General features: G+C 33.6%; 19 protein-coding genes. 4 read left to right on the forward strand and 15 right to left on the reverse strand.

Translation table 11 applies throughout. From position 1 onward, the window contains the following. Positions 1-83: 83 nt before the first annotated feature. Together ACP7AV_RS11045 and aroC are read right to left on the reverse strand one after the other, a co-directional pair. A complete protein-coding gene (locus ACP7AV_RS11045) occupies positions 84-1,364 on the reverse strand; it encodes a dicarboxylate/amino acid:cation symporter (protein ID WP_426065130.1) in 1,281 nt (426 codons plus the stop codon). 111 nt (positions 1,365-1,475) lie between these two features. Further along, the gene (gene aroC, locus ACP7AV_RS11050; protein ID WP_426091990.1) at positions 1,476-2,534 is read right to left on the reverse strand and encodes a chorismate synthase; all 1,059 of its coding nucleotides are present in this window, start codon (positions 2,532-2,534) and stop codon (positions 1,476-1,478) included. Positions 2,535-2,717: 183 nt separating this feature from the next. Between aroC and ACP7AV_RS11055 the strand changes: the two genes are divergently transcribed. Together ACP7AV_RS11055 and ACP7AV_RS11060 are read left to right on the forward strand one after the other, a co-directional pair. After that, positions 2,718-3,557, forward strand: a complete 840-nt coding sequence (locus tag ACP7AV_RS11055) for a UDP-2,3-diacylglucosamine diphosphatase (protein ID WP_426091991.1) — start codon at positions 2,718-2,720, stop codon at positions 3,555-3,557. Positions 3,558-3,673: 116 nt separating this feature from the next. After that, positions 3,674-4,177: a hypothetical protein gene (locus tag ACP7AV_RS11060; RefSeq protein WP_091206105.1), complete on the forward strand. Its 504-nt coding sequence runs from the start codon at positions 3,674-3,676 to the stop codon at positions 4,175-4,177. A gap of 69 nt (positions 4,178-4,246) precedes the next feature. Here the strand turns inward: ACP7AV_RS11060 and ACP7AV_RS11065 are convergent, their stop codons facing one another. The 10 genes from ACP7AV_RS11065 to ACP7AV_RS11110 all read right to left on the reverse strand — a co-directional run bounded on the left by ACP7AV_RS11065 (position 4,247) and on the right by ACP7AV_RS11110 (position 17,266). Continuing rightward, positions 4,247-4,675 carry a protease complex subunit PrcB family protein gene (locus tag ACP7AV_RS11065; protein WP_426091992.1) on the reverse strand — a complete coding sequence of 143 codons (429 nt, stop codon included), beginning with the start codon at positions 4,673-4,675 and terminating at the stop codon, positions 4,247-4,249. A gap of 71 nt (positions 4,676-4,746) precedes the next feature. Further along, positions 4,747-5,880 (reverse strand): N-acetyl-alpha-D-glucosaminyl L-malate synthase BshA, encoded by a 1,134-nt coding sequence (gene bshA, locus ACP7AV_RS11070; RefSeq protein WP_426091993.1) that lies wholly within the window; start codon positions 5,878-5,880, stop codon positions 4,747-4,749. A 77-nt stretch (positions 5,881-5,957) separates the two neighbouring features. Next, the gene (locus ACP7AV_RS11075; protein ID WP_426091994.1) at positions 5,958-7,976 is read right to left on the reverse strand and encodes a heavy metal translocating P-type ATPase; all 2,019 of its coding nucleotides are present in this window, start codon (positions 7,974-7,976) and stop codon (positions 5,958-5,960) included. A gap of 101 nt (positions 7,977-8,077) precedes the next feature. Beyond that, positions 8,078-11,074 carry a glycoside hydrolase family 3 N-terminal domain-containing protein gene (locus ACP7AV_RS11080; RefSeq protein ID WP_426091995.1) on the reverse strand — a complete coding sequence of 999 codons (2,997 nt, stop codon included), beginning with the start codon at positions 11,072-11,074 and terminating at the stop codon, positions 8,078-8,080. Positions 11,075-11,087: 13 nt separating this feature from the next. Next, the gene (locus ACP7AV_RS11085) at positions 11,088-11,570 is read right to left on the reverse strand and encodes an ABC transporter ATPase (protein ID WP_426091996.1); all 483 of its coding nucleotides are present in this window, start codon (positions 11,568-11,570) and stop codon (positions 11,088-11,090) included. Between the two features lie 63 nt (positions 11,571-11,633). Continuing rightward, positions 11,634-12,425: a (Fe-S)-binding protein gene (locus ACP7AV_RS11090; RefSeq protein ID WP_114755209.1), complete on the reverse strand. Its 792-nt coding sequence runs from the start codon at positions 12,423-12,425 to the stop codon at positions 11,634-11,636. A 95-nt stretch (positions 12,426-12,520) separates the two neighbouring features. Further along, a complete protein-coding gene (locus ACP7AV_RS11095) occupies positions 12,521-13,852 on the reverse strand; it encodes a 4Fe-4S dicluster domain-containing protein (protein WP_426091997.1) in 1,332 nt (443 codons plus the stop codon). 5 nt (positions 13,853-13,857) lie between these two features. Then, positions 13,858-14,823, reverse strand: a complete 966-nt coding sequence (locus ACP7AV_RS11100) for an MlaD family protein (protein WP_426091998.1) — start codon at positions 14,821-14,823, stop codon at positions 13,858-13,860. A gap of 361 nt (positions 14,824-15,184) precedes the next feature. After that, complete coding sequence (locus ACP7AV_RS11105; protein WP_426091999.1) at positions 15,185-15,343, reverse strand: hypothetical protein; 159 nt, start codon at positions 15,341-15,343, stop codon at positions 15,185-15,187. A gap of 756 nt (positions 15,344-16,099) precedes the next feature. Further along, positions 16,100-17,266: an N-acetylmuramoyl-L-alanine amidase family protein gene (locus tag ACP7AV_RS11110; protein ID WP_426092000.1), complete on the reverse strand. Its 1,167-nt coding sequence runs from the start codon at positions 17,264-17,266 to the stop codon at positions 16,100-16,102. An 83-nt stretch (positions 17,267-17,349) separates the two neighbouring features. Between ACP7AV_RS11110 and ACP7AV_RS11115 the strand changes: the two genes are divergently transcribed. Together ACP7AV_RS11115 and ACP7AV_RS11120 are read left to right on the forward strand one after the other, a co-directional pair. Then, complete coding sequence (locus tag ACP7AV_RS11115) at positions 17,350-20,100, forward strand: putative LPS assembly protein LptD (protein WP_426092001.1); 2,751 nt, start codon at positions 17,350-17,352, stop codon at positions 20,098-20,100. Positions 20,101-20,161: 61 nt separating this feature from the next. After that, on the forward strand, positions 20,162-20,542 hold the full coding sequence (locus ACP7AV_RS11120; RefSeq protein WP_426092002.1) for a RidA family protein: 381 nt from the start codon (positions 20,162-20,164) through the stop codon (positions 20,540-20,542). A 123-nt stretch (positions 20,543-20,665) separates the two neighbouring features. Here ACP7AV_RS11120 and ACP7AV_RS11125 read toward each other — a convergent pair whose 3' ends face one another. From ACP7AV_RS11125 to pfkA, 3 genes are all read right to left on the reverse strand, one after another. Next, positions 20,666-21,517: an N-acetylglucosamine kinase gene (locus ACP7AV_RS11125; RefSeq protein ID WP_426092003.1), complete on the reverse strand. Its 852-nt coding sequence runs from the start codon at positions 21,515-21,517 to the stop codon at positions 20,666-20,668. Between the two features lie 132 nt (positions 21,518-21,649). Continuing rightward, positions 21,650-22,654 (reverse strand): type I glyceraldehyde-3-phosphate dehydrogenase, encoded by a 1,005-nt coding sequence (gap, locus tag ACP7AV_RS11130; protein ID WP_426065102.1) that lies wholly within the window; start codon positions 22,652-22,654, stop codon positions 21,650-21,652. 75 nt (positions 22,655-22,729) lie between these two features. Beyond that, positions 22,730-23,716, reverse strand: a complete 987-nt coding sequence (pfkA, locus tag ACP7AV_RS11135) for a 6-phosphofructokinase (protein ID WP_426092004.1) — start codon at positions 23,714-23,716, stop codon at positions 22,730-22,732. Positions 23,717-23,936: the final 220 nt, after the last annotated feature.

The raw sequence follows: 23,936 nt of genomic DNA on the forward strand, positions 1-23,936 counted from the left end.
TTCATATAATTTACATAAAAAAGCCGTCTCAAGTTCTGTTTTGAAACGGCTCCTTATTTATGTTAAAAACAAATAGTCATTTATTATTCGATATCAACATTTTCTGTTTCTTCCTCACCTTCCCATTGTCCCACTACTGAAGTAGCTAAAGCATTTCCTAAAACATTTGTTGCACTACGAAACATATCACAAAAATGATCAATAGGTAATATTAATGCTATTCCTTCAATTGGAATATCAAACATACCACAAGTAGCAGCAACAACCACTAAACTCGCTCTGGGAACACCCGCTATACCTTTACTGGTAAGCATTAAAACCAAAAGCATGGTCATTTGAGTTCCTAAATCTAAATTAATACCGTAAGCTTGTGCAATAAAAATACTGGCAAAAGTCATATACATCATACTTCCATCCAAATTGAAAGAATACCCCAGCGGTAACATAAAAGAAACAATTCTGTCCTTTACACCAAAACGTTCTAATTCTTCTGTTAATTTTGGAAAAACAGCTTCACTACTGGTTGTTCCAAAAGCAATGATTAATGGACTGACAATTCTTTTAAGCAAAACTGTCATTCTACTTTTTAGAAAAATATACCCTACAACAATCAGTACCACCCAAAGTGACGAAATTCCGATTAAGAAAGAACCAAAAAACTTAAAATACGTAATGGCTAATTCCTGAAAGTCTCTAACAGCAAATACTCCCGCTATAGCCCCAAAAACTCCTATTGGTGCAAACTTCATTACATAGTTTACCATTTTAAGAACAATGTGAGAAGTTTTATCTAAAGCATTTATAACTGGCTTTACATAATCTCCCAAAGCGGCAGCAGCCAATCCAAAGAAAATAGAAAAAATTACAATTTGTAAAATTTCATTGGTTGCCATAGCCTCAAAAATACTTTTCGGCACAATATGTTCGATAAAGTTTTCAAATGATATGTTTTGTGTTTTTGCAGTAACTTCCGAAACTGAACCCATATCAACATTTGATAAATTAAGACCAACTCCAGGTTCCAATATGTTTACAAAAAACATTCCTAATAATAATGAGATAAATGAAGCCGTAAAAAACCACCCCATCGCCTTCCCGCCTATTCGTCCTACAGCCTTGATATCTCCAAGTTTTGCTATTCCAACAACTAATGTTGTAAAAACTAATGGCGAAATAATCATTTGAACCAGTCGAATGAAAATTGTCGCGAGAATTTTAATTTTATTACTAAAATTTTGGGCCGCTTCCGGACTAATTGAGTTATGTATGATGATGCCCAAAGCGGCACCTAAAACCATAGCTATTAATATTTGTCCTGTTAATCCTGAAAAGAAAGATGGTTTTTTAGTTGTATTGGTATTCATTAAAAATCGTTATTAGGTTTAGTACCCGCGTAGATTAAAACAACATATTTGATTTGATAGCAACCAAGTAAAAATCATTTGTTAAAAAAAACGAAAAGTGCCAAATTAGTATTAATATATTTTGTTTATTAAATAAAAATCAGCTAAAACAATGGCAGCCATTGCTTCAACGATAGGCACAGCACGCGGCACAACGCAAGGATCATGACGTCCCTTTCCGGTCATTTCCGTAATATTACCTTCATTGTCTAATGATTCATGTTTTTGCATAATGGTTGCCACCGGTTTAAAAGCGACGCGAAAATAAATGTCCATTCCGTTACTGATGCCACCTTGTATTCCACCTGAAAGATTGGTTTTCGTTGTTCCATCAGGATTGTATAAATCATTGTGCTCGCTGCCTTTCATTTTTGCCCCACAAAAACCACTCCCATATTCAAAACCTTTTACAGCGTTTATCGAAAGCATTGCTTTTCCAAGTTCAGCATGAAGTTTATCAAAAACGGGTTCTCCTAAACCTATAGGCACATTTTGAATCACGCAGGTCACTGTTCCACCTACGGTGTCGCCTTGCTTGCGAATATTTCGTATATATTCTTCCATGATTACCGCTGATTCCTCATCAGGACACCGAACCGGATTATTTTCTGTTTTCGAAAAATCCAAATCTTGGTATGGTTTTTCTAAAAAAATTGGCCCAACTGAAGAAACGTAAGCATTAATTTTTATTTCTGGCAACATTTGCTTTGCAACAGCTCCCGCCACTACTCTGCTGGCCGTTTCACGAGCTGAACTGCGCCCGCCTCCGCGATAATCACGAACGCCATATTTTTTTTCATACACATAATCTGCATGACTAGGTCTGTAATTATCTTTTATATGGGAGTAATCGTCAGATTTTTGATTCGTGTTGGGAATAATAAAACCGATGGGTGTTCCGGTGGTTTTACCTTCAAAAATCCCGGAAAGGAATTGAACAGCGTCCGGTTCTTTACGTTGGGTTACTATGGCTGATTGACCTGGCTTTCTGCGTGACATTTCGAATTGAATTGCGTCGAAATCTATTGTGATTCCAGGAGTACAACCGTCTATTATTCCACCTAAAGCGTCTCCGTGAGATTCTCCAAAAGTTGTTATCCTAAATAGTGTTCCGTAGCTATTTCCTGCCATTATAATTAGTTTTGAACAAAAGTACCATTTTAGTTTAAAGTTCAAAATTTTAGCCTTTAAAGTTTTAACCAACATTCCACATTTATTGTTATTAAATTAATCTTGTGTTACAATTCTTAACCTTCTATTCGATTTTCTTTAATAATATTTCGATTATTTTGGTAAACTTCAAATTTAAACACCTTGAAAAAAAGAAAAGTCGAGTTAGTGGTAATTTCAGATGTGCACCTTGGAACTTTTGGCAGCCATGCCAAAGAACTTTACAATTATTTATCAGCCATAAAACCCAAGATTTTAGTTTTAAATGGGGATATTATTGATGTCTGGCAATTTAGAAAATCCTATTTTCCAAAAACGCATTTAAAAGTCATCCAAAAAATCATCAGTTTTGCTTCAAAGGGAACAAAAGTGTATTATATAACTGGAAATCACGATGAAATGCTCCGAAAATTTAGCGACATGCGCATGGGTAATTTTGAATTGGTGGATAAATTAGTGTTGCAATTAGATGATAAAAAAGCATGGATTTTTCACGGCGATGTTTTTGATGCTTCCGTACAACATTCCAAATGGATTGCGAAAATGGGTGGTTTAGGTTATGATTATCTGATTCTTTTAAACCGATTAGTAAATTGGTGTTTGTTAAAAATAGGAAAGGAACCCTACTCTTTTTCCAAAAGAATAAAGGCTAGCGTCAAAAAAGCCGTAAAACACATTTCTGATTTTGAAAAAACAGCCACTGAATTAGCTATCGAAAACAAATATGATTACGTTATTTGTGGTCATATTCACGAACCTAAAATGATTCAAAAAGAAACAAAAAATGGCAGCACATTGTATTTGAATTCTGGAGATTGGGTAGAAAATCTAACAGCATTGGAATACAATAAAAAACGTTGGAAACTATTTCACTATTCCGAAATGAATTACGAAGAAGAGGACAATTTATTTGAAATGGAAGATATTTTGAGCAATCAAATCGTAGCTTCAGTACTATTTTCGAAACAAAACATTTTGATGTAATTCTCTATTTTAAGCCTTGCAATTCCGAAATAAGTAAATTATGTAACTTTTCATTGAAATTTTATAAAGATCATGTCCAACTAAATTATACATTTGTAGCAATAAAAAACTTACTTATGAAAAAAATTATTTTATCGGCAATCATGTTAATTGGATTAGCATTTACCGCACAAGCTCAGGATATTTCAAAAAACGCATTAGGTCTTCGTTTTGGAGATAGCGGTGGTTTTGGTGCTGAACTTTCTTACCAAAGAGCATTAGGAAGCAACAATAGACTTGAACTTGATTTAGGTTGGAGAAACAGAACTAACTTCAACGACAATAACTACGATGACAGTGCTATCAAACTTACAGGTTTATACCAATGGGTATGGAACATTGATGGTGGTTTCAACTGGTACGCAGGTATTGGTGGTGGTGTAGGTAACTACAGCTATGATAACAACAATACTTCATACAATGATACTTTTGCATTTGCTGCTGGAGATATCGGTATTGAATACAACTTTGATTTTCCTTTGTTAGTGTCTTTAGATTTCAGACCTGAATTTGGTGGAAGCGGATACTACAAAAATAACTATGGTTCTGATGTAGCTTTAGCTCTAAGATATCAATTCTAGTATTACCATATAATACATTAAAAAAGCCACTAGAAATAGTGGCTTTTTTTTGTTTAATTAATCTTCTTATTATTTAATAATAATTTCTTTTTTAGAATTTATTTTTACTACGCAAAAGGGAGTAGTAAACGCTTGTGTAACCATACTTCCCGGTTCAGGATTTGTTTCCTTCACAGTTATGATTATATTTTTATCGGTTTCAACTACAGTGTCAATCCCTATATTATAACCACCAGTGGTTTTCTCTCCCATATTCAAAACAATAAAATTAGATTTATGAACATCATTAGCACTAATTTTATTTTTTAAATTTTCATCATTCTGCAGCATTTTAATTTCGTTTGGTTCCGAAAGAATCTCAAAAAAGCGAATATTAGCGCCGCCAGTCGTCTGTTGTGTCAAAACTTCATACAATTTATTTGTATCTGAACTTTTTGAAGAAGTAGCACCGCATGAAGCCAGAGATGTAGCAAGTATTGATAAAATTACTTTTTTCATTCTTTATATTTTTTAATTAAATGGGATAATTTCTGAAACTCATTCTCATTTCAATTTACAAATTCTAAAATTTATAAAAATTTATTAAGGGCTTTTTTATACAACTCTTCGTAAAGTGGCAAAATGTTTTTAATATCAAATTGTTTTGCAACTGTCAAAGCGTTTTCTTTAAATTGTTTAAGAACCACGTCATCCTTTAGAATTTTCAGGCCATTTTGAGCCATTTCTTCTATGTTTCCAACATCACTTAAGTAACCGGAAATACCATCATAATTTACCTCTGGCAAACCTCCGGAATTACTGGAAATAACTGGAACTTTACAAGCCATAGCTTCCAATGCCGCAAGTCCAAAACTTTCTGTTTCTGAAGGAAGCAAAAATAAATCTGTCAAGCACAGTATTTTATCAATTTCGTTACTGTTACCAAAGAAAATCACCTTGTCTAAAATTCCTAATTCCTGACATAAATATTCCGCTTTTTCTTTTTCAGGACCATCTCCAACCATCATCAATTTCGCTGGAATCTCCTTCTGAATGTTATAGAAAATTTTAATGACATCCGGAATTCGTTTTACTTTTCTAAAATTACTAATGTGCGTTATGATTCGCTCATTTTCCTTCGCCATAACCGAACGTTGACAAGGAATACTCGGGTCGTTCATATTTTTATTCAATTCGATAAAATTTGGAATCACCTCAATTTCATTTTTTATATTAAATAATTTTAAGGTATCGTCTTTCAAACTTTGGGACACCGAAGTAACAAAATCTGATTTGTTGATACTGAAAGTTACCGCTGGTTTATAAAAAGGGTGATTTCCCACCAATGTAATATCAGTTCCATGCAGCGTCGTGACCATTGGTATATTAATTCCTTCATCTTTCAACATTTGTTTTGCCATATATCCCGCATACGCATGTGGAATCGCATAATGAACGTGAAGCAATTCTATTTTATATAATTTTACCATATCGACCAATTTGCTCGATAAAGCCAATTCATACGGTTGATAATGAAACAATGGATATTCTGGAACATTCACTTCATGGTAATGCACATTGGGGTTCAAAAGCGCCAAACGCACTGGCTGACTGTAGGTTATAAAATGTATTTCATGACCTCTGCGAGCCAATTCCAGTCCCAGTTCTGTAGCGACAACACCACTACCTCCAAAGGTAGGATAACAAACTATTGCAATTTTCATGTATGTAATTTAATAAAACGAAATTAAGAAAAATAGGAATGGGTTTTATGGAATTTTAAGTTAAATACCATCGAATTTTAAAATTTCATCCGCTGAATTCGCACCGCATTCAATATTGCTAACAGGGCAACGCCCACATCTGCAAAAACAGCCTCCCACATCGAGGCCAGTCCGCCAGCTCCCAGAATCAGCACTATTAGTTTTACTGAAAAAGCCAATCCGATATTTTGCCAAACGATTTGTTTTGTTTTTCTCCCGATGGTGACAGCGGTGAAAATTTTAGTGGGTTGGTCATTTTGAATTACAACATCAGCGGTTTCAATAGTAGCATCGCTTCCTAAGCCACCCATTGCAATTCCGACATCCGCCAAAGCAATTACCGGGGCATCATTGACGCCGTCTCCAACAAATGCAACTTTTAAATTTTGTCGCAATAGCGTTTCTACTTTTTCGACTTTATTTTCCGGCAATAAATTCCCAAATGCTTCATCAATATTTAATTCTTTGGCTACAGCCATAACTACAGCTTCATTATCTCCGGAGAGCAATATTGTTTTAATATTTATTTTATGTAAACTTTCAATGGCCGATTTTGCATCTTCTTTTATTTCGTCGGATATCAGAAAATAACCTGCATATTTTTGATTGATGGCAACGAAAATAATAGTGTACGGAATCGTGTCAAGTTTCGTGTCATAATCAATATTAAATTTTTTCATCAATTTAGGGCTTCCCACCAAGATTTCGTTTCCATCAACAAAACCTTTTATTCCGTAACCAGCGATTTCGGTAACTTCGGTAACAACAGTTTCGTTTTTAGCAATATTAGCGAATGTAATTATTGCTGAACCTACAGGATGTGTAGATTTAGCTTCAATCGCTGCGGTATAATCAACTAAATCGGTCTCTGAAATCCCTATCGCAACTACTTTTTGAACTCTAAAAACTCCTTTGGTCAGCGTTCCTGTTTTGTCCAACACTACAACTTGAATAGCTGCCATAGTATCTAGAAATGTAGATCCTTTAAATAAGATTCCGTTTTTACTAGCTGCCCCAATTCCGCCAAAATAACCCAACGGTATAGAAATAACTAAAGCACATGGACATGAAATTACCAAAAATATCAGAGCACGGTACAGCCACTCTTTAAAAACATAATTATCGACAAATAACAGTGGAATCAAACAAATTCCGATAGCCAAATAAACAACTATTGGCGTGTAAATTTTAGCAAACTTTCTGATAAACAACTCGGTTGGTGCTTTCTTGGCGGTAGCTTCTTGCACCATTTCAAAAATTTTAGATAATTTACTGTCGGTAAATGCGGTAGTTACTTCTATTTGCGCAATAGAATTTAGATTAATCATTCCAGCAAGAATAATATCCCCTTTTGATTTAGAATCTGGTTTACTCTCTCCGGTTAACGCGGCAGTATTGAAAGTCGCATGATCCGAAAGTAATTTTCCATCTAATGCTAACTTTTCTCCTGGTTTTAATTCTATTATTTCCCCAATAGTGACTTGCGAAGCTTTTTTGGAAACAACATTCGCGCCGTATAATACATTTGCTGTATCAGGTCTTTGTTCTAATAATGATTTGATATTTGATTTGGCTTTTTGTACAGCCATCATTTGAAACAGTTCTCCAATTGCATAAAAAAGCATTACAGTAACGCCCTCCGCGTATTGACCAATTCCAAAAGCACCGATTGTCGCAACACTCATTAAAAAAAATTCGGAAAAAAAAGCTCCTTTTATAATACTTTGAAAAGCATCTTTCAGAACTGGAAAACCTACGGGAAGATAGGCTACAACATACCATGCAATTCGAACCCAGCCATTGAACCATGATTGGGGAAAATAATTATCAAATAACAACGCAATAATTAATAATACGAAGCTGATGATAGACGGCAAAAATAATCTGAATTCACTTTCGCTTCCGTTTCTATCATTATGATCGTGTCCGTCATGATTTTCACCATCATTATCTGCGGTACAACATCCCTTTTGATCTTTATCTGATTCCTGCTTGTTTTCTTCTAATGAGCAACAGGCAGTTTGATGATTAGTGCTATTGTTATGTTTGTGTGCCATGATTAGAATAGATTAAGAGTTCTAAAAGTACAAAATTTACTTCCAGAAAGGGGGAAGTTCAACTGTTTCTTAACCTGACTGATACTACACTAATGTATCTTTTAATTAGTAATCGCTTCGTAAATTATCTTCTGGATGTCTTCGCGAATGTTTCCTTTGGATAATCTATTTTCAACCGCAACCGGAAAAGTTCTATTGGATAAAAATACATAAACAATTTGTGTTTCAGGATCGGCCCAAGCCATCGTTCCTGTGTAGCCGGTATGTCCAAAACTGGTCATGGAAGCACAACCGCACGTTGGACCTTCGGAACCCAATTGGGGTTTATCAAAGCCAACACCTCTCCTGTTTCCGACCGCACAAAAATAACACGTATTGAAATCTTCAAATGTCTTTTCAGAAAAATACTGCTGATTGCCATAATTACCTTTTTGTAAATAAAGTTCCATTATTTTAGCCACATCCATTGCATTTGAAAAAACACCTGCATGACCCGAAACTCCACCTTCTAAAGCAGCTGACAAATCATTGACATAACCTTGTAGAAGTTGACGACGGAAATAAGTATCCGTTTCTGTTGGAGGAATTCTGTTTTTATCAAATTTGGTCAAAGGATTAAAACTGGAATTATTCATACCAAGTGAACGATAAAAATTTTCTTGAATTAAAACATCTAATGTTTTACCCGTAGTTTTTTCCAAATAATCCTTCAAGATCATAAATGTAAGATCACTGTATTTGTATTCTTTTTTTGTTGCAATTTTACTTTTAACAATCATTTTCATGATCGTATCACTAAAATTATTTCTGATAAAAAGACTGTCGCCCAGTTTTTTTGAAAACTCCTGTTCAGCTACTTTTCTAAAATAAACATCCGAAGGTAATTTGCCTTTATCCATTGCTGCTTTGTAAAATGGAATCCCGGCAGCAAGTCCCGCATAATGAGACAATAAATCCTTGAAATTAATATTTGCTTTATTCGAATCTTTAAAAATTGGAGACATTGTTCCTAATGTTGTTTCCAAATTTATTTTTTGCTGATCGTACTGCAACATAATATTGGGCAATGTTGCTAAAATTTTTGTTAAAGAAGCTACGTCATATATATCTGAATCTTGAACTTTAATCGATTCATCATAGGTATGATGTCCAAATGATTTTTGATAAATGACTTTCCCTTTTCGGGCTACAAGAACCTGAATTCCCGGTGTCATTTTGGCGCTGATAGCTTTATTGGCAATAGCATCAATCTTTGATAAAATAGCTGAATTCATACCAACATTCTCCGGAGTCGTGAATCCTAAACGATTCAGTTTTTCCGTAGACAAACCGTCATTTACCTTAAAGCTATTGTTAATAGAAACCGGCAATTTTCCTTTAGCTGCAATCGAACCAAAAATTAGTTCCGCAGAAACGACTTGACCAATGGTACTATTTTGATAAGAAACGACCAATCCTTCGATACCATCAAAATTTATAAAAGGTAATAAAGCGTATGGTTTTGCAAAAATATCTAGAATTACAGTATTATTTTTAGCTAAAAAATTGATTTTAAATATTTCATCCGATTTTAAATCGTCGTTTTTGAAAGCCACATCTGATTTGTGATAGCCAATAATCACTGTTGTAAAAGCTTGCAATTTCACTTGAAGACTGTCTAGATTCGGATCTGAAATCACCGTAACTTCAGCATATTTTTTCAAAGTCGAAACAAATGCATCATTATTGTCGTCTCCTATTTTGACATAAGCGATTTTTTGTTTGTCCAAATTTTTAATTGGTAAAACAGTTCCCGTATTTTTTAGCACAGTAATCGCATTTTCATACAATTCATACTGTAAAGCATCATTATCAACTGAATTTAAATCTTTGTATAAATTTTCAGTCACAATTGGTTTGTAATTGTTTAAACCGGCTTTGTACTTGAACTTTAAAATTTTCTTTATGGAAAAAGCCAATCGTTCATCAGTAAATAAATTTAGAGAATAAGCGAGTTTAAATTTATCAATCGCAGCTGGAACATTTTCAGGAAACAACAGCACGTCATTTCCGGCCATAAAAGCTTCAAAGTTGATTTCGCTTGGTAATTTAAAATCAGAAACACTTTTCATATTCAGGGCATCTGTAATAATAAGTCCTTTAAAACCCAATTTTTTTTGGAGAATATCAGTAACTACATTATAAGAAATCGAAGAAGGAAAATTAGGTCTTGATTCTAAACTGGGAACGTTTAGATGCGCCACCATAACGGACGAAAGTCCTTCATGAAACATTTTTTTATAGGGATAAAACTCTACGTCCGATAATTTTTCTATTGAGGAATTTATCGTTGGTAAACTTTTATGAGAATCCGTTTCCGTATCTCCATGACCCGGAAAATGTTTACCGGTAGAAAACACACCTTGGCTCTGAACGCCTTTCATTATGGCAATGGCGCGCTCGGTAACGTTAAATTTATCTTCGCCAAAAGAACGAAAACCTATAATTGGATTATTGGGATTTGAATTGATATCCAACACTGGGGCAAAGTTAAATTGCGATCCCATTCGTTTGCTTTGTTGTCCCATTTGAACACCTACTTTCTCCAAAAGTTCCATATTTTGGATGGCTCCAAGTGTCATATTCCAAGGATAACTGTAAGTAGAATCCAGTCGCATACCCAAGCCCCATTCGGCATCATTACCAATAAATAATGGAATTTTTGATTTGGATTGATAACGATTGGTCAACTTAGCCTGGCGTTGCGGACCGCCTTGAAAGAAAATTAATCCGCCAATTTTATGATCTAAAATAAGTTTATCAATAGCTTTAATATGCGCTGAATCTTTATTGGAATAAGCAGCAACCATAAATAATTGCCCTAATTTTTCCTCTAAAGTCATTGCATTATAAACACTATCCACCCATTTATTGCCTTGCGGAGATAATTCAAAAAGATGCGGAGTATTAGTAGAATTTATACTGTCGAAATTCTCTATTTTGGGCGGAATATTGGTTACAATTGTTTTTTTCTTGTTCACTTTTGTACCAACACAACCCGCAGCAACAAAAATAAATAAGACATAAAAAAAAACAATTTTAATTCTTATTTTTTTCATTCACCTAGTTTGTTTAAAAAAATCGGCTATGCCAGCTATCAATAGCCGGAACTTCCCACGATTCATTATATTCTTCTATATTGTTTACTAAATTATTGAAAACTATAGTATTTTCAGTAACAGCTTTATCTTTTACCATTTTTTTGAAATCAATCAATGGCTTGTGTGCAATATGCTCCCCAAGTTTGAAAGTGACATTCATTTTATCCAATAAATCAACGGTGTATTTTTGTTCCAGATTTTGAATAAATTCTACTGAGGAATCAATCGAGCAACCTGTTGCAGCTTGAACATCTTGATTAACGGCAATAATTATAAATCGGTTGTATTTTAATTGATACGATGATTCTAAACTGGTACCATGCGCAGCCCAACTTTCCAGAAAGGTTTGTAAAGCAGTTTCTATTTCAGAAAATTCCGCATCCGAAAACTTTCTGTTCGATTGATAAATCCAGATTTTAGATTCTTCAGGTAAATTTTCAAAAGGAACGTACATCTTAATTGTGTTATGAGTTATGAATTTTGATTTAAAAAATCAATATTCGTAATTTTTAATTTATTATAAATCTTGAGCATTAGCGATCAATTCCGCAATATCCATGACTTTGACTTCACCTTCCTTTTCTTTATTTTTAATACCGTCAGTCATCATCGTGTTACAAAAAGGACAACCCGCGGCAATTATTTCTGGTTTAGTTTCTAATGCGTCTTCGGTTCTTTCAACGTTGACTTCCTTGTTCCCGGGCTCAGCATCTTTAAACATTTGCGCTCCACCGGCACCACAGCATAAACCGTTTGCTTTGGAACGTTTCATTTCAACTAATTCAGCATCCAACTTTAGAATTAAATCTCTAGGTGCTTCATAGACATTATTGGCTCTGCCTAAATAGCAAGGATCGTGAAAAGTAATTCGCTTTCCTTTAAATTGTCCTCCTTCAATGGTCAATCTTCCATCATCTAACAATGATTTTAGAAATTCCGTATGGTGAACTACTTCATATTTCCCGCCTAATTCCGGATATTCATTTTTTAAAGTATTGAAACAATGCGGACAAGCTGTAACAATTTTTTTTGCCTCGTATGCATTCAAAACCTCAATATTCATCATAGCCTGCATTTGGAATAAAAACTCATTTCCAGCTCTTTTTGCAGGATCACCGGTACAACTTTCTTCAGTCCCTAAAACGGCAAAAGAAACGTTGGCACGATTCAAAATACGAACAAATGCCTTTGTTATTTTCTTTGCCCTGTCGTCAAAACTTCCTGCACAACCTACCCAAAATAAAACTTCTGGCTGTTTCCCTTGAGCTAACATTTCGGCCATTGTTGGCACTATTAAATTCTCTGACATACTATTTGTGATTCGGTTATTCGTTGATTTGATTATTCGAGCAAACGGAAAATTAATATTTCACTTTATTAGATGAAATTTAAACAAATAAACAATTATTCATTTTTCCAATTCAATCGATCTTGCTGATTGTATTGCCAAGGTGCTCCATTATTTTCTATATTGGTCATCATGGCATTCAGAGGCATTGGAGCCGCACTTTTTTCCATAACTAAATAGCGACGCATATCCATAATGATAGAAAGCGGGCTAATGTTTACAGGACATTCCTCTACACAAGCATTACAGGAGGTACAAGCCCAAAGTTCTTCTGGTGTAATATAATCGTTTAATAATGTTTTGTTGTCCGGAATAAAAATACCTTTGTTGGCATCTATATTTCTACCCACCTCTTCCATCCTGTCTCTGGTGTCCATCATGATTTTACGTGGAGACAACTTCTTACCTGTAATATTCGCCGGACAAGATGAAGTACAACGACCACATTCTGTACAAGTGTAGGCATTCAATAATTGTACCCAGTTTAAATCTTGAATATCACTGGCGCCAAACTTGCTTGGAACCGCATTTTCATCCACTGGTGCTGCGGCGAAAGGATCAGCATTAGGATCCATCATTAACTTCACTTCTTTGGTGACTGACTCCAAATTATCAAATTGACCTTGAGGATTCAGATTTGCAAAATAGGTATTTGGAAAAGCTAATAGTATGTGCAGGTGTTTTGAAAAATAAAGGTAATTCATAAAAATCAAAATCCCCACAATGTGCAACCACCAAAAGATCTCTGAAAGCAACATTAACAATTCATTTGACATTCCATTGAAAATGGGTTCAATAAATTGACTTACTGGAAAAAAACCTGCTTTTATAAAATGAGAAAAACCTCCCGGTACATTTTGCAAATGCAAATCAGATGCGTTCATCAATAAAAATAAAGTCATCAAAACTACCTCAAAATATAAGATATAATTTGCATCACTTTTTGGCCAACCTTTTAAGTCAGTGCTGACAAATCTTTTTAATTTGATTGCATTTCTTCGACTCCAAAAAGCGATAACAGCAATTAAAACTAAAAATGCTAAAATTTCGAAAGAAGCAATCAGCACATCATACGTAGTTCCTAAAAAAGCAAACACACGATGCGTACCAAAAAGTCCGTCGATTATAATTTCTAATAATTCAATGTTTATAATTACAAAACCAACATAAACAATAATATGGAGTATTCCAGTAACAGGACGTTTTACCATTTTTGATTGACCAACAGCAATCATGCCCATATTACTCCAGCGGGCTTTTGGATTGTCGGAACGGTTTACATTAGTTCCAAGATTGATGTTTCGCATGATTTTTTTAACACTGGTAAAAAAATATCCAAAACCAATTACCAATAGAATGGCAAATAAAATATTGTCTAAGTAGCTCATATTTGCTATTTTATTTCATTAGATACAGAATCTTTTACAGGACCCATGTACGGTTTATTTTTCTTTCCAAACACAGAAATGTTAACATATCTAGTTGGATAAAGTCTAATATCCTGCAATAATAATTCTAATTCTTTTGTAGAACTTCTAATATTTTGGTAAAAAGCTTCATCGTTTAACAATTTGCCCATAGAACCTTTACCAGATTCTAAACCGCTCACAATACCATCGACTCTGGCTAAAGTTGCATTCAAATTTCTGGCTGTTTTGCCTAAATCAGCTTTATCTAACGAATCTGAAATTTTAGAAAAACTTCCTGATATTTTATTAAAATTAGTAACCACTCCGTTTATTTGACTTTTATTTGTACTCAATAAATCGTTAACGCTCATGGAAACTTTATGGAATTGCTCAACAGTGCTACTTAATTCAGACAATGTGAGTTTTAAATCTTGTTGCCCCTTTTGATCTAAAACATTGTTTAATCCTGAAATTAATTTTTCAGTACTTCCCAATAATTTTTCCAATTTCTCTTGAAGAGGTGCCAATTGGTCTCCTACTTTATCTGTTAGACCCATTTTTATACCACCTTGCAATTTCTCACCGTCAACAGCTAAGGTTTTATCATTGAAATTAGGGATAATCGCAATTTGTTTTCCTCCAATAAATCCTGGCTCATAAATAGAAGCAATACTGGATTTAGAAATTGGAAAATCCGTTTTTAATTGTAGTTCAACTAACAGTACGCCCGTATTCTGATTTATGGTGATACTACTCACCTTACCTATAACTAAACCGTTAAGAGTCACTGGCGCTGACGTTGCTAAACCTTCAACACTTTTATACTCTACAAAAAAGGTTTTGTAATTGGTAAAAAGATCTCTTCCTTTTAAAAAACTGTAGCCCCAAATAAATAATAAAATAGATGCAATTACTAAAATGGCAGTTTTAATTTCTCGTGTTATTTTCACAATATATGTATTTTGTACAAATTTAATATAAAATATTTGACTTGTTATAATTATTTCACCGCTTCTTTAACACTAATGTTTTTTCCGTCTCTAAATTTAATTATGTACGTGAAAAAATGTCCTTTGGATTTAATCTCATTCAAATCTTCTTTTGCACTATTATAAGCTAATGTTGAGCCATGTAATTATTTGTAAAAAGAACCATTATTTATTCCGAGAGCAACATTATTTAATCCTTTAAAATTAGATGGATTTAAAATATTGCGTTTATTCACGACTGCAAATTCAGTTTTGAAAACCACGTCAGGACTTTGTCTTCTCAACTCGCCTTTTACGACGTTTTTTTAACAATATATTTAAATTAAGAATTCTGTGACGAATCTAATAATCCATTTTGAATTATTTTTATGGATGGAAGCTCATCAGAATTTCTATTGGATTGCTTTCTAAAATATTCCTTTTTGTAAATAATAATAATAATAATAATAATAATAATAGCTGATGAAATAGCTGCTAGCATAATATTTTGTCCCTCTTTTCAATTTAGATAAAGTCCTTCTTCGTTATTAGATAAAAAACACATTTAATCAAGACACTGCGCAAACAATCAGCATCTAAAACCCATAGTAGTCTTCTTGATACTCCTTAATTTTCGATGTAATTTATTTCTGCAATTATTTTCAATTTTTGAGACCAAATTAAACTTATATCCAAATAATCTTCCTATAATACTTTTAAACCTCTCAAAGTTTCAGGGTTTTTTTGGGTCAAATCTTTTAAAGGTTTGCTGGTAATCTATTTAGAGTAATAATACTGAATTTTCTTGATTAGCAATTTCTACGTTTCCGTTACTTTTTGCCAAACCCATTACAAAAGTTTCTGTGTCGCAGGGAACTCAATTTTTACCGAATTACAATGCACAGAAACAAATAAATTAGCTTCGATAAAATTTGCTTTTTTGGTCTGTCTTTTAATTCTGTAACAACCCGTGCTTTTATGGTGCAAACCACTTTAATATCATTCTCTTTAATGCGATATTTTTCTAATTTCAATGTGGTTTTTAATGTAATTTCTTTTTTGAAAAAACAATGACATGACTTACTGGGCTCTTTACCCCTATGACCTGCATCTAAAAATAACCGTAAATTTTTAATTAGATATAGATAAAGTACTACAGCAGAACAGTAGAAATGCAGTTATAATTTGGGTTTTAAATTCTACAGAAGTATTTAAATTATTAGTTTTTTTAATTTTATATCCGATGGATGTCCTACTATTATTTAATAACGTCTTGAATATTGACTTTCGACCCATTTTTAAATGCGATCAAAAATGCAGAATTATATCCTTTTTCTTTTGCCTCTTTTAATTGGTTTTTTGCTTCATCATAATCAGCGGTTTCTCCATACATGTATTTGTAAACTCTATTTTCATAAGCTACAGAGATATTTTTAAGTCCATTAAAATTTTTAGGAAGTAATTCTAATCTTTTACTACTGGCTGAAAGTTGCACTTTGAAAACAGGTTTAGAATTCTCAGCCATTTTTTTTGTCTGAGCTGATTCTGCTGATTGAGAACTCATTTTTGGTTTCGCAGGAATAACAGTATCTCGTAATGGTTTTTCATTAATTTTTTGGGAAGGTCTTTCCTCAAAAATCTCCACTTCGCCACTGCCATAATATTCTTTTTTATAACTAATAACAGCATCGGCAATCGCTTTGGCAATTTCGTCTTGGCCTTCTTCTGTATTTAATTTATTCCCTTCTAATGTATTAGATATAAAACCCATCTCTATCAGCACTCTAGGCATGTATGCTTTGTGAAGTACCATAAATGGCGCTTGTTTCACTCCGCCACCTCTTATTTTTTTACCTAAGTCTTCAAAAGCATCTTCTACTTTACTGGCCAGCGAAATACTGTTATCCAGATATTCTTCCTGCATCAGCGTCATTCCAATCATCGTTTCAGGAGAGTTAGGATCAAATCCTTCATATTTTTGTTTGTAATCTTTCTCTAAGGTAATTACGGAATTCTCTTTTTTGGCAGCTTCTAAGTTTGAAGCCACTTTGCTCAAACCCATAACATAGGTTTCGGTTCCATCTGCAGCAGTGTTTCTGTTGGCATTACAATGAATAGAAACAAAAATATTTGCGTTAAATCTGTTGGCGATATTTGCTCTTTCAATTAAGTCTATAAATACATCTGTTTTTCGAGTGTAATTGACTTCCATTTGTGGTGTTGCCGCAAGTATTTTTCCAACTTTCAAAACTACAGCTAAAGCAATATTCTTTTCTATACGACCTTCATAAACAGCACCATAATCATGTGCGCCGTGGCCCGCATCTAAAGTTACCTTAAAGTTGTTAGACTGACTGTATCCAGCCAATGAAATGAGTATCAAAATAAAAGTTACAATTATTTTAATTTTACTTGTACTACGCATAAAGCTATAAGTTAATTTAATTAAAAGACTACCGCTATAAAATTATTTATTTGACTATTTTTGACAAATAATAATATGTAAGTTTGACATGTCAAAAAACAGGCCATAATTTTACAAAAATAGCATTTAAACCTTTGCATACAAACTTATTTAATATCGTTTTATTATCAATTTTCCTTTCTCTGGGTTCTGGTAAATTATATTCTCAAGATATAATAAAAAAAAAGGCTACTGTATCCGCTAAGAGTCAAACAGATAGCGCTAAACCAAACTTAAACAGAGTCAAAACTCCCGTTTTAACGGTTGAAAAAGAAACTGATACCATAAAAATGGACAGTATTAAACCTAAAAAAGCATTTTTGGACGGGAAAGTAAGATACAAAGCAGATGATTATGCTAAAATTGACCAGAATAAAAAAATTATTACTCTTTACGATCAAGCGGAATTATACTATCAGGACGTTGAACTCAAGGCTGGGATAATTGTCATGGATTATGAAAAAAATGAAGTCTATGCCGGACGCATCAAGGATTCATCAGGCACATATACTCAATATCCAAATTTCAAGCAAGGCGCAAATGTAATTGAACCTGACTCTATTCGTTTTAATTTTAAAACGAAAAAGGCTTTGATTTGGAATTCAAGATCCGATCAAGGAGAATTTAAAATTAAAGCGGCTATCACCAAAAAAGAAAATGATTCCGTTTATTTCTTAAAAGGAGCTCGTTTTACTACTTCAAAAGACGTAGATAATCCTGAATATTATTTTCAGACTAACAAAGTAAAATTTATTCCTGGTAAAAAAGTAGTGACCGGATTAACTAATATGGTTATCGCTAACGTGCCAACGCCGATAGCTTTACCGTTTGCTTTTTTTCCAATGAGTAAAGAAACTAGCATCTCCGGTTTGATATTACCCAGCTATAACGATTCCAACAACAGAGGATTTTCACTTCAAAATTTAGGTTACTATTTTGCGCTGAGCGATAATTATGATTTAACAGTTTTGGGCGATTATTACACCAATGGAAGTTATGGATTGCGTTTTGAATCCAGTTATGCCAAACGATATTCGTACAGAGGAAACCTAAACGTTCGATTTGAAAATTTAATAACCAGCGAAAGAGGTTATCCGGATTATTTAAAACAAAATATTTATAACATCCAATGGTCTCATTCCAAAGACTCTAAATCAAATCCAAATTCCAGTTTTTCTGCATCTGTCAACCTTGGAAGCAGTAAATATTTCCGGCAATCCATCAATCAGGTGAATATTGGTTCAAATCTTAATAATACATTAAGCTCATCGGTTTCGTATTCTAAAACATTCACATCCGTGCCGCAAGTAAGAATGTCGCTGACGGCAACTCACTCACAAAATACACAAACTGAGGAAATCAACATGACTTTGCCAACTTTACAATTGAGCGTTGACCGGATTTACCCATTTGTTGGGAAAGACGGGGTTAAAAAAGGATTTTTCAAGAACATCAACTTACAATATAATTTAAACGGAAGAAACAGCATTGTTACCTCTGATTCTTTATTTTTCAAACCGCAAATGTTTAGAGATGCAAAAGTTGGTTTCCAACATAGCATTCCATTAAGTACCAATTTTAAAATATTTAAATATTTCAGTGCGTCATCATCTATGAATTATGAGGAAATTTGGTATACGAAAACAATCGAAAGAAGTTATGATGTTGACCAAAGCAAAGTAGTTGATAAAACCGTTAACGGATTTGACGCTTTCAGAACCTATTCCTTTTCCTCTAGCGTAGGAACAACGATTTATGGAACTTTTAATTTTGGTGATGATAAAAAAATAAAATCAATAAGACACGTCATGAGGCCTTCTGTATCCTATGGATATACGCCTAGTTTCGAGAAATATTATGATACGTACTCAGCTGATGCCAGCGGATCGATGATTAAACAATATTCCCGATTTGAAAATGGAATTTTTGGTGCTCCGGGTTTAAATAATTCCAATACGTTAGGCTTTGATTTGAGTAATACTTTTGAAGCCAAAGTAACCGATAAGGACAGTACTAAAGTAGAGCCTAAAAAAATCATGTTGCTTAATAATTTAAACCTTTCCACTTCCTATAATCTGGATGCGGACGGTATCACTACTCTTGGGTTTTCTCCTATCAGACTTAGCGGTGGGACAACATTATTGGATAATAAAATGAATGTCAATTTTGGAGCTACCTTAGATCCGTACGCGATTGACAATTCCGGAAACCGAATTAATGTTTTTAATATTAATAATGGCGGAAGTCTTTTTAGAATGACCAGTTCTAATATGACGTTAAATTATTCTATTTCAAGCCAAGGAAAAGACGACAATAAAAAAGATAAAAATGTTCAAAGTCAACGAAATGGTGGTCGTGAAGATGATTTATTTGGAACAAATACTGACTTAGGCGACAGCAGAAGAAGCCAGTTTGAAGATGAAGAAGAGACTGAAGGCGAAGATAAAATTTCCGAGTTTTTCAACTCAAAATTACCGTGGGACATGACTTTTGCCTATTCATTAACATATGGGAACAACAATAGAGAAAATAAAATAATAGGCAATTCCATTATGATATCAGCTAATGCAGACATAACTCCAAAATGGAAAGCAGGAGTTTCTACCGGTTACGATTTTGTTCAAAAAGGTGTAACTTTCACACAGCTTCGTTTTGAAAGAGATTTGTTAAGCTGGAGAATGGATTTTAACTGGTCTCCTTTTGGTACCAATGCCAACTGGGGTTTCTTCATTGGAATAAAATCTGGTGTACTGAGCGACATCAAATGGGACAAAAGAAGCACCATTAACCGATAATTCTAATTCCACTATTAAATAATAATTTACTACCTTTTTAGTTCGAAAAAAAACTCCATTTATGAAAAAAATAATTTTTACAGAAAATGCTCCGGCACCAATAGGACCATACAATCAAGCGGTTCTTTGTGGAAATACGCTTTATACTTCGGGACAGATTGCTATTAATCCAGCAACGGGAGAATTAGTTACAGCTACCATTGAAACCGAAACAGAACAAGTGATGCAAAACATGAAAGCGGTACTTGAAGCAGCTGAAATGACATTTGATAATGTGGTAAAAACAACAATCTTTATAATGGACATGAATGATTTTGCCAAAATAAACACTGTTTACGGTTCTTATTTTAATGAAACAATTGCTCCAGCGCGAGAAACTGTTCAAGTGGCTTGCTTGCCAAAAAACGTAAATGTCGAAATTTCTATGATTGCAATTCTTTAGCAAACAATATTCGTCACTACAATTTAAAAGTGTAAGCTACTTTTTTTCATAAAAAAAATCACTACTAATTACTTGCTCAAAGTAAACTGGTAGTGATTTTTAATTTAAAGTAACTTTAAAAAACTATTTATTGGCAATATGATAAGCAATCAAACCGTCAATAGGTCTTCTTAAAACATTCCCTAATTGTAATTCGTATTTATCAAATGTTTCTTGTAGTTCTTCTTTTAGATAAAAAGCAATGGAACCTACAAAATGTACAGGAACTTCTTTACAATTATCGTATTGTTTGATATAATTTTTTACAAAAGATTTCATTCCTTTAAAAATAATTTTTCTGCAAAACTCTGTTTCTTTATGTTGAATCAAAAACTTGGCAAAAGTTGCCAAATAAGCATTTGGATTTGGTTCTTTATACAATTTACTTTTAATAGCATCCGGATCTAAATCGTATTGTTTTTCAAATTGAACTGCCAGTTCTTTTGGCATTTTATTAAAATAATACTTTCTGATTAATTCTTTTCCAAAAACATTCCCACTGCAATCATCCATGGCAATATAACCTAAAGATTGTACTTTTTGGTGCAACTCTTTACCATCAAAATAGCTACAGTTTGATCCTGTTCCTAAAATAGATACGATTGCTTTCTCCCCTTTTGGAGTTGTTGCATAAACTGCTGCATACGTATCTTCTTTCACGTCAATAATAGCGTTAGGAAAATACGTTTGAAAAACTTGTGAAAGTGTAATTTTCATTTTATCAGTACCACAACCGGCACCATAAAAGAACAAATGGGTTGCATTTTTTTTATTTTGTAAAATATCAAAACGATCATTTAGACGTTCAATAATTTCATCTGCTTCAAGCACTTCGGGATTTAACCCTAAAGTTTGCGTCGTGAATAATACTTTGCCATTGTCATCTATTGATATCCAATCAGCTTTTGTAGAACCACTATCAACTATTAATCTCATTTTCTTTTGGTTTTTTGGTTTTGGAGTTAACTAAATTTAAATGGAGTTTAACAGAAAACATCTATTTGAAAAAAGTAACAAAAAATAAAATCCCGTTAAAACAAAGATAACGGGATTTGTAAATATATAGAATTATTTTAAACCTGCAATGTGTACAGATAAATCAATCAATTTGCTAGAATAACCATATTCATTATCATACCAAGAGATGATTTTAAAAAAAGTAGAATTCAAACCAATTCCGGCATGAACATCAACAATAGAAGTTCTTGAATCAGAAATAAAGTCTTGAGATACAACTAAATCTTCAGTATATCCTAAAATTCCTTTCATTGTAGTTTCAGAAGCATTTTTCAAAACTGCCATGATTTCTTCGTAAGAAGTTTCTTTTGCTACTTTTACAGTTAAATCGACTACAGAAACGTCAGCTGTAGGAACACGCATTGACATACCCGTTAATTTTCCGTTCAATGACGGTATCACTTTTCCTACTGCTTTTGCGGCACCAGTTGATGATGGAATAATATTTAAGTTTGCTGCACGTCCACCTCTCCAGTCTTTTTTAGAAGGACCATCAGTAGTCATTTGCGTTGAAGTTGTTGCGTGAACCGTAGTCATTAAAGCTTCAACAATTTCAAAATTATCGTGAATAACTTTTGCCAAAGGAGCTAAACAGTTTGTTGTACAAGAAGCATTAGAGACTACAATATCCGATGCTTTTGCTGTTTCATGGTTTACTCCCATTACAAACATTGGCGCATCAGCAGAAGGAGCAGAAATAATTACTTTTTTAGCACCACCTTTAATGTGTTCATTTGCAGTTTCGATTGTTGTAAAGAAACCAGTACATTCTGCGACTACATCAACATCAACTTCATTCCATTTTAAATCTGCTGGATTTCTTTCAGCTGTAATACGGATATTTCTTCCGTTTACAAAAAGTTGTCCTTCTTTTACTTCTACGGTTCCGTTGAAACGTCCGTGAACTGAATCATATTTTAATAAGTATGCCAAGTGATCTACATCTAATAAATCATTGATCGCTACTACTTCTACGTTATCTCTGTTGATAGATTCTCTGAAAACAATTCTTCCAATTCTACCAAATCCGTTTATTCCTAATTTTACTTTTGACATTTTACTTTAATTTTTTTGTTTATTTTATATTAACTCAATATAAAGTCTAATTTCCTCACAATAAACTTTAACCATTTATGTAGACATAATGTCTGAAACTCTTAATAATTCTCTGTCAATTTCCGTTTTTCCTTTGATTGCTTGTTCCAAAGGCGTTAACGCTACTTTATCATTTTGCAATCCAACCATATAATTTGATTTTCCTTCTATCAACGACTCAACGGCTTTCACACCTAATCTACTGGCTAAAACTCGATCAAAACACGAAGGTGAACCGCCACGTTGCATATGCCCTAAAACCGAAACTCGCACGTCATATTCAGGCAAATTGGCTTCTACATAATCTTTTAATTCGAATACATTTTTACCTATTTTATCGCCTTCCGCTATGACTACTATGCTGGATGATTTCCCAGAAGCCTTACTTTTTTGTAAAGATTCTAATAATCGGTCTAAACCTAAATTTTCTTCGGGAATTAGGATTTCCTCTGCTCCTGCTCCAATGCCTGCATTCAATGCAATATGACCGGCATCTCTACCCATCACCTCTACAAAGAACAATCGGTTGTGCGAACTGGCAGTATCTCGTATTTTATCAATTACATCCACTACAGTGTTTAATGCGGTATCATACCCTAAAGTATGACTTGTTCCAAAAATATCATTGTCTATGGTTCCCGGGATTCCCATTACTGGAAAATTAAATTCAGTATTGAATAACAAACCACCTGTAAAAGTTCCGTCGCCTCCTATTACCACTAGAGCATCAATTCCTGCTTTAGTAAGGTTCTCGTATGCTTTTTTTCTTCCTTCTGGAGTTTTAAACTCTAAAGATCGAGCCGATTTTAAAATCGTCCCTCCCTTATTTACAATGTTGTTTACACTTCGAGGTCCCATTTCTTTAAAGTCACCTTCAATCATTCCTTGATACCCTCTGTAAATTCCTATACATTCTATGTTATGATAAGCACAAGTACGAACAACTGATCGAATTGCTGCGTTCATTCCCGGTGAGTCTCCTCCCGAAGTCAGAACACCAACTTTTTTTATTGTTTTTGGCATTATTTAAGTATTAAAGTGTAAAATTAGCAAACATTAACCACTTTCAAGACTGTGTTTTTAATAAATTAGTATAACTATATGAATTCAAACGTTTTCGTTGATAAGTTTTTGGAAAACAAAAATAAATTGAGTTTTATTTAACAAAATTAAAAAATAAGCAACTTTTATTTAACAATTAACAATTTGGTTGTTTTTTAATTGTTAAAAAAGTGCATTCACT

The organism is Flavobacterium sp. DSR3-2 (assembly GCF_049896525.1).
Classification (GTDB): domain Bacteria; phylum Bacteroidota; class Bacteroidia; order Flavobacteriales; family Flavobacteriaceae; genus Flavobacterium.